General features: G+C 53.2%; 11 protein-coding genes. 3 read left to right on the top strand and 8 right to left on the bottom strand.

Features of this window, described 5'->3' with window-relative positions:
* Positions 1-17 precede the first annotated feature (17 nt).
* On the top strand, positions 18-2,723 hold the full coding sequence (locus tag NB640_RS05425; RefSeq protein WP_269310184.1) for a DNA topoisomerase III: 2,706 nt from the start codon (positions 18-20) through the stop codon (positions 2,721-2,723).
* Positions 2,724-2,789: 66 nt separating this feature from the next.
* On the opposite strand, the gene NB640_RS05420 is transcribed toward NB640_RS05425, so the two are convergent.
* From NB640_RS05420 to rpe, 8 genes are all read right to left on the bottom strand, one after another.
* Positions 2,790-3,830 carry an aldo/keto reductase gene (locus NB640_RS05420; protein ID WP_269310399.1) on the bottom strand — a complete coding sequence of 347 codons (1,041 nt, stop codon included), beginning with the start codon at positions 3,828-3,830 and terminating at the stop codon, positions 2,790-2,792.
* A gap of 72 nt (positions 3,831-3,902) precedes the next feature.
* On the bottom strand, positions 3,903-4,607 hold the full coding sequence (locus NB640_RS05415) for a response regulator (protein ID WP_269310183.1): 705 nt from the start codon (positions 4,605-4,607) through the stop codon (positions 3,903-3,905).
* 47 nt (positions 4,608-4,654) lie between these two features.
* Complete coding sequence (locus NB640_RS05410) at positions 4,655-6,928, bottom strand: sensor histidine kinase (protein WP_269310182.1); 2,274 nt, start codon at positions 6,926-6,928, stop codon at positions 4,655-4,657.
* Positions 6,929-6,940: 12 nt separating this feature from the next.
* Entirely contained in the window at positions 6,941-7,507 is a 567-nt protein-coding gene (locus NB640_RS05405; protein WP_269310181.1) for a DUF4390 domain-containing protein, read from the bottom strand.
* Positions 7,508-7,544: 37 nt separating this feature from the next.
* Positions 7,545-8,882: a 16S rRNA (cytosine(967)-C(5))-methyltransferase RsmB gene (rsmB, locus tag NB640_RS05400; RefSeq protein WP_269310180.1), complete on the bottom strand. Its 1,338-nt coding sequence runs from the start codon at positions 8,880-8,882 to the stop codon at positions 7,545-7,547.
* 37 nt (positions 8,883-8,919) lie between these two features.
* The gene (gene trpE / locus NB640_RS05395) at positions 8,920-10,410 is read right to left on the bottom strand and encodes an anthranilate synthase component I (protein ID WP_269310179.1); all 1,491 of its coding nucleotides are present in this window, start codon (positions 10,408-10,410) and stop codon (positions 8,920-8,922) included.
* Positions 10,411-10,594: 184 nt separating this feature from the next.
* A complete protein-coding gene (locus NB640_RS05390; RefSeq protein WP_269310178.1) occupies positions 10,595-11,281 on the bottom strand; it encodes a phosphoglycolate phosphatase in 687 nt (228 codons plus the stop codon).
* A 25-nt stretch (positions 11,282-11,306) separates the two neighbouring features.
* Entirely contained in the window at positions 11,307-11,972 is a 666-nt protein-coding gene (rpe, locus tag NB640_RS05385) for a ribulose-phosphate 3-epimerase (RefSeq protein WP_269310177.1), read from the bottom strand.
* 128 nt (positions 11,973-12,100) lie between these two features.
* Between rpe and apaG the strand changes: the two genes are divergently transcribed.
* Together apaG and mltA are read left to right on the top strand one after the other, a co-directional pair.
* Positions 12,101-12,475 carry a Co2+/Mg2+ efflux protein ApaG gene (gene apaG / locus NB640_RS05380; protein ID WP_269310176.1) on the top strand — a complete coding sequence of 125 codons (375 nt, stop codon included), beginning with the start codon at positions 12,101-12,103 and terminating at the stop codon, positions 12,473-12,475.
* Positions 12,476-12,565: 90 nt separating this feature from the next.
* On the top strand, positions 12,566-13,750 hold the full coding sequence (gene mltA, locus NB640_RS05375; RefSeq protein ID WP_269310175.1) for a murein transglycosylase A: 1,185 nt from the start codon (positions 12,566-12,568) through the stop codon (positions 13,748-13,750).
* Positions 13,751-13,768: the final 18 nt, after the last annotated feature.

The following is a 13,768-nucleotide window of genomic DNA, read 5'->3' as shown; positions in this document are numbered from 1 at the left end:
ACCCACTGAAACGACTTATGGGAAAAACGCTCATCATTGCTGAAAAACCCTCTGTTGCAAACGATATTGCAAAGAGTCTGGGTGGTTTTACCAAGCACAACGACTATTTTGAGTCAGATGACTACGTGATCACATCGGCCGTTGGCCATCTGGTGGAGATCGCTGCGCCGGAACAATATGAGGTCAAGCGCGGAAAATGGAGCTTTGCCAACCTGCCGGTGATCCCGCCCGAATTTGACCTGCACCCTATTGCGCGCACAGAACCCCGCTTGAAGCTGCTGAACCGTTTAATCAAGCGCAAGGACATTACCGGCATCATCAATGCCTGTGACGCGGGGCGGGAAGGTGAACTGATTTTCCGTCTCATTACCCAGTACACAAAAGCCAAGCAGCCGGTCAAGCGCTTGTGGCTTCAGTCCATGACGCCCAAAGCCATCCGGGATGGTTTCAAGCATCTGCGCAGTGATGCCGAGATGCAGCCGCTTGCCAACGCGGCCCGCAGCCGTTCGGAAGCGGACTGGCTGATCGGCATTAACGGCACCCGCGCCATGACAGCCTTTAATTCGCAGGAAGGCGGTTTTTTCCTGACAACGGTTGGCCGGGTTCAGACACCGACATTGTCCATCGTTGCCAAGCGCGAAGAAAAGATCAAGAATTTTGTCTCACGCGATTATTGGGAAGTCCACGCCGAATTCATCAGTGCCAAGGGCATTTATGAAGGCCGCTGGTTTGATCCCAAATTCAAGAAAAAAGAAGAGGATACTGAGTTAAGGCCTGAGCGTCTGTGGAGCAAGGCAGCTGCGGACTCGATCGTGATTGCCTGCCAGGGAAAACCCGGCAAGGTAACGGAGGAGTCACGGCCAACCACTTCCATTTCTCCGGCACTTTTTGATCTGACCAGCCTGCAGCGGGAAGCGAATGCGCGTTTTGGTTTTTCTGCCAAAAATACCCTGGCTATTGCGCAGGCGCTTTATGAACGTCACAAAGTACTCACTTATCCGAGAACGGATTCAAGACATCTGCCGGAAGACTATCTGCCGATGACGCAGGAGATTTTGGGCGCACTGTCGGAAAGTCCGCAGTTCAAGCCTTATGCTGCCCAGATTCTGAAAAGCAAATGGGTCAAGCCAAACAAGCGGATTTTTGACAACAAGAAGATATCGGATCACTTTGCCATTATTCCGACGACACAGGCCCCCAAAAACCTGTCTGAGGCAGAGCAGCGGCTGTATGAGCTGGTTACCCGGCGGTTTATGGCGGTCTTTTTTCCGGCGGCCGAGTTTATGGTCACCACCCGTTTTACCGAAGTGTCCGGCCACAAGTTCCGAAGTGAAGGCAGGGTGATGACCAATCCCGGCTGGCTGGCCATTTATGGCAAGGATGTCCCGACCGACAAGGAAGGGGAAAAAAGCAGGATTCTGGTTCCTGTCTCACAGGGCGAAAAAGTACGGACCGAAAAAGTCCTGGCAGAGGCGCTGGCTACCCGCCCGCCTGCACGCTATACCGAGGCAACGCTGCTTTCAGCCATGGAGGGCGCCGGCAAATTGCTTGATGATGAATTGCGCGAGGCAATGGTTGGAAAAGGGCTGGGCACACCGGCAACCCGTGCCGCCATTATCGAAGGTCTGCTGACAGAAAAATACCTGTTGAGGGAGGGGCGTGAACTGATCCCGACGCCTAAGGCTTTCCAACTGATGACGCTTTTGCAGGGGCTGGGTATTAAGGAACTGACCAAGCCGGAATTGACCGGTGAATGGGAATACAAGCTTTCACAGATGGAAAAGGGTGATATCAGCCGCGAGGAATTCATGCAGGAAATCGCGCAGATGACCCAGGCCATCGTCAAGCGTGCCAAGGAGTACGATGAAGAAACGATTCCCGGTGACTATGCCACGCTGAAGACGCCTTGTCCGCAATGCAGTGGCGTTATCAAGGAAAACTATCGCCGCTTTGCCTGCACAAGCTGTGATTTTTCCATTACCAAGACGCCAGGCAGCCGCCAGTTTGCCGTAGATGAAGTGGAAGAATTGCTGCAGAAAGGCCAGATCGGGCCATTGCAGGGATTCCGTTCCAAAATGGGCCGTCCTTTCAATGCCATCCTCAAGATCACGCATGATGATGAAGGGCATTACAAGCTGGAATTTGATTTCGGGCAACCGAAGGATGACGATGAAGGTGCCACCGTGGATTTCAGTGACCAAACCCCGTTGGGGCCTTGTCCGAAATGCGCGCACGGTGTGTTTGAGATGCCACTGTCGTATGTCTGTGAACAAACGGTTGCCAGACCGAAGGCCTGTGATTTCCGTAGCGGACGGATTGTGCTGCAACAGGAAATTTCACCGGAGCAGATGAAAAAACTCCTGAAAGATGGATCAACCGATCTCCTGACAGGTTTTGTCTCACAGCGGACGCGCCGTCCATTCAAGGCCTATCTGGCATTGGGCAAGGCCGGCAAGGTTGAATTCAAATTTGAGGAAAAGAAAGCCGCAGCCGCACCGAAAAAGACATCGGCAGCCGCTTCGGAAAAAGCGGCGGCTAAACCGGCGGCCAAAAAAGCTGCAGTGAAAAAGGCGCCACCCCAAAAGGCGGTTGCCGAAAAAACCGTAACGAAAAAAGCCGCACCGGCCAAAAAGGCGGTGGCAGGCAAGACGGCAGCGAAAAAAACCGCTGCCACGAAAGCACCGGCAAAAGCGGCAGCCAAAAAGACAAAGGCAAAGTCTTAGGAAAAAAGGAGAAAACCAAAAAGGGCAGAGAATTTCTCTGCCCTTTTTGGTTCGGTGTGTTATTTTTCAGACATGCCCCAGAATCGGACCGGGAACATAAGGTTTTTCCAGTTCCTCAATTTCTTCTGCAGTGAGGGAAACCGTGGTAGAGGCAATGGCTTCTTCCAGCTGCGCCATTTTCGAGGTGCCGACAATCGGAGCCGTTACCCCTTTGTGCCGCAGCCAGGCATAGGCAACCTGTGCATTGGACAATCCCTTGGCCTGGGCAACCCGTGTCAGGGTATTGACGATCTTGAATGCCGCATCGTTATAAAAATAGCGCAAGGCCATTTCATCCGTTTTTGCGCGCACCGTTGCCGCACCGCTGCCATTTTCCTCCAGGTCTTCAGGCTTGCGGTTGCCTGCCAGAAAACCGCGGGCCAGCGGGCTCCAGGGGATGAGGGCGACCCCCTGATCCTGACACAACGGAATCATTTCGCGTTCTTCCTCGCGATACATCAGGTTGTAGTGGTTCTGCATTGACACAAACCGGGTCCAGTTGTTTTCTCTGGCAACCTGCTGCGCCTTGGCAAATTGCCATGCCCACATGCTGGATGCACCGATATATCGGACTTTGCCTGATTTAACGAGGTCATGGAGTGCTTCCATGGTTTCCTCGATAGGAGTGGCCCGGTCCCAGCGATGAATCTGGTACAGGTCGATATAATCGGTTCCCAGACGTTTCAGTGAAGCGTCCACGGCATCAAAAATATGTTTGCGGGAAAGGCCGCTGGTGTTGGGGGGAATGGCGGAGCGTTTGGCAGAAGCTGCATCGTAGCTGACATCGGTATCCGAAACATGAAAGAAAACTTTCGTGGCGATAACCACTTCTTCCCGTTTCGCATATTCTTTCAGCAGTTTGCCGGTCAATTCTTCCGAAACCCCATTGGAATACATGTTGGCGGTATCAAAGAAATTGATACCCGCTTCGACAGCCTGCCGGATAAAGGGACGTGACGCCTCTTCGTCCAGCACCCAGGGCCGCCACTTTGGCGAACCATAGGTCATCATGCCAAGACAGATCGGGGAAACGCGAAGCCCCGTTTTTCCGAGATTGACATATCGCATCAGATAATCCTTTCCTGTTTTCCAGGCACCGGATTTTCGTCCGGGCAAGAGATTTGGGCGTGTTAACACGCCCTAGTTATTTTTCTTTGGCAGCTTCTGTGGTTCGATATTGAGCTGCTTGAGTTTTCTGTACAGGTGCGTGCGTTCCAGTCCGGCTCTTTCCGCCACACGGGTCATACTGCCGCCCTCCACAATGAGATGATGTTCGAAATAGATACGTTCAAACATATCCCGCGCTTCCCGCAAGGGGAGATTGAAATTCAGCAGGGAGTATGGATTGGATGAGAGTGTCGTCCGATTGGGTTGTGGGGCATTCGTGGATGGCGCAATACTTGCGGGTCTTGCCGATGCCGTTTCTGGTGTCATTTGCGTCAGATCTGCCAGAGAGTGGACAATCGCCTGCGTTTTTTCTGCCAGATTATGCAAGGCATGTTCAACGGCTTTCAGGAGTTTCTGAAGCGCAATCGGTTTTTCCAGAAAACCCAGTGCACCGTGACGTGTTGCTTCTACCGCTGTATCGATGGAGGCATGGCCGGACATCATGATGACCGGCATGCTCAGGAGATTTTCCCGGCGCCATTCCTTCAGAAGGGATATCCCGTCGGTGTCCGGCATCCAGATGTCGAGCAGAACCAGGTCCGGCGCTTTTGTTGCCCGGGATTCACGTGCCTGCTGCGCATTTTCGGCGGTATATACCACATGCCCCTCATCAGAGAGGATTTCCGAGAGTAATTCCCGTATACCTATTTCATCATCAACTACCAGGATTTTTGCCATATTTACCTGCTCTGACGGTTACGTCTCCTCAAACTTGTCTACCTGCATTATGCCAGCTTTGTTTCCGGTGCCAACTGTAACAGTAAAATGGATACCACGGCACCATTGATGTCCTGCCGGTTCTGAACATCGATTCTTCCGTGATGTTCGTCAATAATTTTTTTGACAACGGCCATACCCAGGCCGGTTCCCCGTTCTTTCGTTGTCGCATAGGGCTCAAAAATACGCGAAAGAATTTTTTGCGGAAATCCCGGACCATTATCCCTGACGGAGAGTCGCACTGCAATGCAGATTTCATTCGCGGCATTATGATACGTGACTTTTTCTGTGATGACATCCACCCGTGGCGGTTCTTTTTGCTCATGACTGTCTTCGGCAATGGCATCAAGGGCATTCTGAAGCAGGTTGTGTATGACCTGCCGCAATTGGGTCTCATCTCCCATGATCCATGGCAGGTCTGGAGAAAGGCTGGTATGAACGATATCGCGTGCATCGTCACCGGTATACAGGTGCGTAATGTCTTCAACGAGATTATTCAAATTCAGTGGAGCCAGTTGCGCAGGGGGTGTGCGGGCGTAGTTACGGAAGTCATCCACCATCCGTTTCATGGCGGTTACCTGGTTGACAATAGTCTGGGTGCTTTTATCAAGGAACTGTGCCTCCGGCGCTTCCAGTTTTTTCTCCAATTTCATTTGCAGGCGTTCTGCAGATAGCTGGATGGGAGTCAGCGGGTTTTTGATTTCATGGGCAAGCCGCCGGGCGACCTCACCCCATGCTAAAGAGCGCTGGGCAGAGATGATGTCCGTCATGTCGTCAAAAACGACGATGTAACCCCTTTCCCCTTCAACCGGCAGACGAGAACCGCGGGCAAGTAACATGATGTCATGCGCTTCCTCATCATCGGCATTGAGGTTCGGGATTTCAATCTGTCTCTGCCAGTGCTGTCCTTCCGGTTCACTGCCGCTTGCGGCGGTTTTGGCACTCAGCTCGGAAAAGGCCTGGGTAACAGCGGCTGAAAAAGTGCCCAGTCCGGCAATGCCGGAAAGCGGCTCACCAATATGTGTCTGGAGATTCTGACGCAAAATCCGTGTAACCGGTTCATTGCCGCTGACCAGACGGAATGCGTTGTCTAAAACGATAACGCCGGCAGACATATTGGCAAGCACCGACTCCAGGTAGGCTTTTGCTGTTTCGAGGTCTATGCGGCTCTTCTCAGTTTGTTCCCGGGCTTCTGCCAGTTGGAATGTCATATCGTTGAATGACTGTATCAGTGTGCCCAGCTCATCCGAAGTGGTTGCTGCCCGCCGGGGTGACAGATTGCCTTCTGCAACGGCTTTTGTTCCCTGCGCCAACAGCAGAAGCGGGCGTGTCAGATTGGCGGCAATCTGGAATGCTGCGGCAATGGCGGCAAATACGGCGAGAAGCAGTGTGAGCGTCAGCGTGACGATATAAATCTTGCGCAATCCCGAACGTGAAAGTGAGCGTACCTGATATTCGCTGTAGGCCGCCCGCAATGCTTCTGCATCCATGGCCAGCGACGTGGAAATCGGCTGGATCACCTGCAGGAAATACTGTTCTTTCTGGTAGGTGATTCCCACGGTTTTGGGAATCGGAACGATCACTCTCAATTGCAGTGCCGTTTCATCCATATTGGAGGTTTGGGGATCGTCATATTCTCCCTCAATGGCCAGATAACGTGATGTTGTTGCGGCCTGTTGCAGCATGGCTGGCGTTGGCAGATCCGGCATCAGGTTCTGGTAGTCAGCACTGGAGGTGGCAACAATCTGGCCACCGGAGGTGACGATCGTTGCTTCCACGCGGTTCTTGTCATCGCGCACACGGGATAAGGCGAGCATCTGTTCGGACAGGGAAAGTGAGGAAAGCTCTGTCGACAACTGTTCCGCCCGTGCATTCAGATCGGACAGGAATGATTCGAGAATATTCTGTCCCAGCTTGACGCCGGAATCCAGCGCGGCTTCGACACGCACATCAAACCAGGATTCAATCGAGCGGGAAACGAACTGGACGGATACCGCATAAATGACAGCGCCGGGAATAATGCCCATCAATGCAAACAAAAGCACCAGGCGCATCATCAGGCGGGTGCCGAAGCGGCCACGGCGGTATCGCCTGAAAAGGCGTACCAGCATCAGCACAATCAGAACCAGAAGGGCAATGCCCACCAGAATATTCAGCCCCAAAAGCCAGGGATAGTGCTGTTCAAAAAAGCTGGTGTTTTCTGCCGCTGAAGCGAGCAGAAAAAGGAGGATGCCCATGATGGCCCCGCCGATGATCAGAATAGTGCGGAACGTGCGCGTCACGGCAAAAGTCTCTTAAGCCTTGAAGGAAAAGCGTTTCCACTCAGAGGAAAGCCGCCAGCTGCTGTTGTTGATCACGTTGATCTGGAAGGGTTTGGGAAGGTAGGACATATCCAGCTGGATACGGACAGCGGCAAAATAGGTCTCACCGGCTTTCAGTTGTCCGCTTTCCGCAAAAATCCAGTGCTGTGGGTGCCTGACCAGATTCAGGGCTTCTTCCAGAGAATTGACATTCTGCTGCAGGCTGCCGACAAGCGTGGCGCTGTACTGGCGCGTCAGGACATTGTAGGAAATCCGGACAGTACGGGTGCTTTCTATGGGTTTTTCATCAAACCAGTACCAGCGTGGACGTGAGACTTCAAGTTCTGTTGTGAAATACAGAGGGATGCCCCGCTGCAGAACTTCCTCCAGTCCTCGGGGCAGTTCCAGGGAAAAACTGGCTGAGAGCCGATAGCCGTTATCCGAATTGTCTATCTCGACCGCGTCGATCGCAATCGGTCCGTCTGCCAGCGAGGTTATCGGGTACATAACCAGAAAAGCCAGAAAAAGAGAGGCCAGCAGATGAAAGAGTCGTCGTATCACGCAAAAAAACCAGGGTCAATCACAAACAAAGCGCGTATCATGCCGTGCTCTTCTGGAAAAGCGCATAGAAAAGCCCGTCATGATTGTTTTCGTGATCTGTTACCGGCAATAATTGCCCGGGAGCTGCCAGTCTTTTTGCCTGGTGCCTCAGGGCAAATGATGCCGCCTGCATTTCGGATTCTTCAGGCCAGAGCGAACAGGTCACAAAAAGCAATTTACCATCTGGGCGCAACATCTGCCACAAATTATCGAGAATTTGTGCAGAAAGTGTTGTAAGTTGGTCCTTATCGGCCTTACGGCGCAGCCAGCGGATATCAGGGTGCCGACGGACAATACCCGATGCGGTACAGGGAACATCCGCCAAAATACGGTCAAAAGGCCTGCCATCCCACCAGCTGGTTGCGGCGGCATCTCCCTGCCTGATGTCCGCCTGCAGTTCCAGCCGCAGCATGTTTTCCCTGATGCGTTCAAGCCGCCTGGCATCCTTGTCCAGCGCCAGTACCCTGACATCTGCTGTTTCCAGTATGTGCCCGGTTTTCCCGCCGGGCGCGGCGCAGGCATCCAGTACCTGCATGCCGTTTTGCAGATCAAGAAGAGAGGCAGCATACTGGGCGGCGGCATCCTGAACAGAGACCCGCCCTTCAGCAAAACCCGGAATACGGGAAACCGGAACAGGCGTTTTCAGCATAACGGCAGCTGGTCCGACCTGTACGGCATCCATCCCCGCCCGGGAAAGCTGATCCAGATAAGCGGCGGTTGTCCCTTTTTTATGGTTGACTCTCAGTGTCAGCGGCGGTGTGGTATTTCCGGTGTTGAGAATGGATTTCCAGTTTTCGGGATAGGCCGTGGCCATATCACGAACCCACCACTCAGGATAATTCCATGCGGCTTCGGTATCTTTTCCGGCTTGTGCCAGCAATGCATCCTTTTCCCTGAGAAACCGGCGCAATACGGCATTTACCATCCCTTTGCTGTGGGACAGGGAGCGTGCGGATGCGGCAGCGGCAACACTTTGATTAACGGCGGTAAACGGTTCATAGGGTAAATTGCCGTTCTCATCCGGCTCAACCAGCAGGGAAAGCGTACAGTAGAGCAGGGCCCGTAAAACGGAAGGCTCCGGCTGTTTTTGTGTCATCAGGCGCAAAAGCGTACGGGAAAGTCCCAGGCACCGCATACACCGGTAGGCAATATACTGGATGGCGCCGGCCGCCTGTGGCGGTATGGCGGTTTGTCCGAAAACCGATGACAGGGCGGCAGGCAGCGCGGTTCCGTTTTCAACCCCGGCAACGGCATGTGCCGCACCCAGCAGGGCAAACCCCAGAGAGTCTGCCGGCAGGCTGGAACGAAACCGGTTTGTTCTGCTTTTCTTTGACACGCCTTTTCTTCTGAGTCAGTCTCTTGAGGGGTGAAAGTCAGTGGAGTGAATTATCCAGTCCGTCCTGAACCTGTTCGGCCGCGCGTATGACGGCACGGGCCTTGTTTTCTGTTTCCTGCCATTCGGCCTCTGGCCGGGAGTCGGTCACCACACCGGCGCCCGCCTGCACATACAGCATTTCCTTGTGTATGATCCCGGTACGAATCGCAATGGCCAGGTCCATTTCGCCGCCAAACGAGAGGTAGCCGCAGGCGCCGCCATAAACGCCCCGCTTGACCGGCTCAAGCTCATCAATGATTTCCATGGCGCGCACTTTGGGCGCACCGGAAAGGGTACCGGCCGGAAAGGTGGCTTTCAGCACATCCAGACTGGACAGTCCCGGTTTCAGAATGCCTTCCACATGCGACATGATGTGCTGGACATGAGAGTATTTTTCAATCGCCATCTTTTCCGTCACACGCACACTGCCGATTTCGGCGATACGGCCGATATCGTTTCTGGCCAGGTCAATCAGCATGACGTGCTCGGCGATTTCTTTTTCATCAGCCAGGAGGTCCGCCGCCAGTTCTTCGTCTTTTTCCGGTGTCGTGCCGCGAGGACGGGTGCCAGCAAGGGGGCGAACAATGATCTTCGTTTCCTCTCCCGTTTTTTCCTGTCTGACCAGGATTTCCGGAGAGGAGCCGACGATGTGCATGTTACCCAGGTCGTAATAATAAAGGTAAGGCGACGGATTCAGTGAACGCAGGGAACGATACAGCGAGAGCGGGGAATCCGTGTAGGGCTTTTTGAGGCGCTGCCCCAACACCACCTGCATGCATTCGCCATCATTGATGTATTCACGCGCCTTTTCTATCATCGCAAAGAAATCAGGCTGGGCAAATTCCCGGATGACATCGGTTCGTTCGCTCGGGCCGGTATCCGGCACAATAACCGGTGCATCCAGCATGGATCGCAGTTCGCGCAGACGCCGCCTGGCGGAAATATACGCTTCCGGGCGTCCCGGGTCAGCGTAAACGATCAGATAAAGCTTGCCGGAAAGATTGTCTATGACAGCAAGCTCTTCTGTCAGCAGCAACTGGATATCCGGCAGCCCCAGATCATCAGGCGGTACGGAATGCTGCAGCTTTGGCTCGATATAACGAACGGTGTCATAACTGAAATAACCGGCAAGACCGCCACAGAAACGGGGCAGTCCAGGACGTATCGCCACCTTGAAACGGGACTGGTACTCAGCGATAAAATCCAGGGGATTACCCTCATGGGTTTCGATGACCTGGCCGTTGTGCACGACTTCAGTTTTCATGCCGGAAGCGCGAAGCAGTGTGGTGGCGGGAAGGCCAATAAAAGAGTAACGGCCAAAGCGCTCACCGCCAACAACAGATTCCAGCAAAAAGGAACAGGTCGCATTGTCGCGCGTCAGCTTGAGATAAAGCGAAAGGGGCGTCTCCAGGTCGGCGATCGCCTCAATGATAAGGGGAATACGATTGTAGCCTTGCGTTGCAAGTGCCTTGAATTCAAGTTCTGTCATGATTTTCTCCAGATCACATTGATGTGACAGGTTTCAAAAAAGCGGCTGTTTGTATAAGCAGACAGCGGCAAACCGGTTATTGATGCCAGGTTCGCCAGCGTCGCCACAATCCGCCTGAGATCAGGTCAGATGGAGTTGAAAGCCGTTTTTTGCAGAAAAACATGATGGTAAGTGGTTCCGGTAATCAGAGAATCAGGTTTGCCGCTGCCAGAAAGTCGGGAATAATGCCATCCGAATCAATTTCGGTAACGGGCTTGCCGTGATTATAACCATAAGGCACGATAAAAAGCGAGCAGCCCGCAGCCCGGGCAGCCTGCCCGTCGTTGATAGAGTCACCAATGACGACTGCCTGTGAGGGCGGGATGCCGAATTTCTCACAGGCCATCAGCATGGGAAGCGGATCGGGTTTTTTGCGGGGAAATGAATCCGCGCTGTAAATGATGTCAAAAAAAGCATACAGCCCTTTTTTTGCCAGCAGCGGTTCGGTAAAGACGGCCGGCTTGTTGGTGACGCAGGCCAGCCTCAGCCCGTTTTCGCGCATACGGGTCAGACCTTCCGTCACACCGGGATATACCGTGCTGTAACATCCGTTTGTCATGCGATAGTGCCGGTAAAACGATGTCAGGGCGGCTGGCAGCATGTGTTCAACGCGCTTAAGACCCATGTCAATGGAAAGCGTGTCACGCACCAGTTTTTCCGTGCCGCGGCCGACCAGTCGCCGTACGGTATCCCTACTGATTTCCGTCAGGGAAAAGTCGGCTTTCATCATATTGAGAGCAAGGTGGATATCCGGTACGGAGTCAACCATGGTGCCGTCCAGATCAAAAATGGCGGCACGGATATTGTTCAGTTTTGCAGGTGAATCAGGCATGGTCATGATGAAACAGGTAAAAAAACTAGACAGAGGCAAGTTGCCTGCGCATATCAGAAATAATCGTGCGGTAATCCGCATGGCCGAAAATGGCAGAGCCGGAGACAAACGTATCAGCGCCGGCGCGGGCGATATCGGCAATATTGTCAATATGAACCCCACCATCGACTTCCAGCATGATATCCCTGCCGGATTGGTCAATGAGTTGTCTGGCGGCCTCGATTTTTTTCAGGGCATGGGGAATAAAGGATTGTCCGCCAAACCCTGGATTGACTGACATGATCAGGACAAGATCGATTTTGTCCATGACATGCAGCAGATAATCCAGCGGGGTGGCCGGGTTGAAAACCAGTCCGGCCTTACAGCCATTGTCATGAATCAACTGCAGGGAGCGATCAATATGTTCTGATGCTTCAGGATGAAAGGAAATGATGTTGGCGCCGGCTTTGGCAAAATCAGGAATAATCCGGTCCACCGGCTTGACCATCAGATGGACATCAATGGGAACCTGCACCAGCGGACGGATCGCCTGGCAGACCATCGGACCGATCGTCAGATTGGGAACATAATGGTTATCCATTACGTCAAAATGAATCATGTCTGCGCCAGCATCAACAACACGCTGAACTTCTTCACCCAGCCTGGCGAAATCCGCAGACAGGATACTGGGGGCGATGCGATAGGTCGTCATAAGAATAGAAGGGTTGGTTTCCCGGAAAAGCCTTATTTTACTGCTAAACCCGTTCAGGTATCTGGCATGCCGCAAATTTGTGATGGATTGATGTGTGCCGATGACATAACAGAAGTGAGGACAAATACATGAGCACCTATGATATGGATATCTCCACAACATCCCGTTACCTGGATGAGCCCTCCGAGCCGGATCGCTCGAATTATGTTTTCAGCTATTCTGTCAGCATCAAAAATACCGGGCAGGTTGCTGCCCAGTTGATTGCCCGTCACTGGGTGATTACCGACGCCAATAACCATATTGAGGAAGTCAGGGGGCTGGGTGTTGTCGGGCGCCAGCCGCTGATCAAGCCGGGGGAGGTATTTGAATATACCAGCGGCACCGCGCTGCCGACGCCGCAGGGATCCATGCGTGGTGCTTTCTTGTGCATTACCGAAAATGCGGAACAGTTTGAGGTATCCATCCCTGAGTTTACCCTGAGCCTGCCGCGCACCCTGCATTAAAGAGGGGTATATACCGGAAGGTTGGCTTTTTGGCCCGGGAGACGCACAATAGAGCTTTTGATCACAGACGGGTTTTCCCGAACCAGACGTATGCGCCATTATTCCTTTTGTTTTTCCGGACTGCTTGTCAGTCTTGTCCTTTTGCTTTCTGCCTGTACCACAACCACAGACGCGCCTTCCACAACACCCGTGGAACCATCGGAACAGCCTGTCAGAGAACTCCGCCGCATGGATTTTTCCGCCTTGCCCGGCTGGGATAAAGACAAGGTGACACAAGCCTGGCCTGCTTTTGTGAATTCGTGCCGGGTATTGAAAAAACGTGCAGAGTGGAAGGAAACCTGCGGGATGGCAGAAACGGTTAATGCCGAAGAAGAAGGGCTGATCCGTGCATTTTTTGAAGCCTCGCTCGAACCCTGGCAGATCGTTTTGAGTAACGGCAATGATACCGGGATGACTACGGGGTATTACGAACCACTTTTGTACGGCTCACGGACAAAAACCGCGCAGTATCAGACCCCGCTTTATGGGGTGCCCGCCGATCTGGTGGTCGTGGATCTGGCTGCCAGCTATCCCCAGCTCAAAGGACTCCGCCTTCGTGGCAGGCTGGATGGACGCCGTCTTGTGCCTTACCCCACACGCGGAGAAATCCGCGAAAGCGGGCACCTTTCCGGAAAGGAAATTGTCTGGATAAACGATCCGGTTGATGCCTTTTTCCTGCAGGTACAAGGGTCAGGACGTGTATACATTGCAGAGACCGGCGAAACCATCCGTGTCGCGTATGCCGACCAGAATGGCCATCCTTATCGATCCATCGGCCGTTATCTGGTCGACAGGGGGGAAATGAAGCTTGAGGAGGCTTCTGCCCAGCGCATCAAAAAGTGGTTAAGCGAGAATCCGGCGCGATTCAATGAGGTACTGGATGCCAATCCCAGTTATGTTTTTTTCAGGGAAGAAAAACTGGAAAACCCCGGAACCGGTCCCAAGGGCGCGCTGGGCGTTCCGTTAACCGGCGGGCGTTCTGTTGCGGTCGATCCGCGGCATATCCCTTTGGGCATACCGCTTTTTGTTGATACCACAGAGCCAAACAGTGATATCCCGCTCCAGCGGATGGTGATGGCGCAGGATACCGGTGGTGCGATCAAGGGCGTTCTTCGTCTGGATTATTTCTGGGGATTCGGAAGCGAAGCAGGTGAAATGGCAGGAAAAATGAAACAGCCTGTCAGAATATGGATGCTGCTGCCAAAAGACGCCCAGGAAAAAAGCCCGTCTTTTTAAAGACGGGCTTTTGATCTG

The organism is Oxalobacter vibrioformis, assembly GCF_027118995.1.
Taxonomy (GTDB): domain Bacteria; phylum Pseudomonadota; class Gammaproteobacteria; order Burkholderiales; family Burkholderiaceae_D; genus Oxalobacter; species Oxalobacter vibrioformis.
This window is presented reverse-complemented; position numbering and strand designations above follow the sequence as displayed.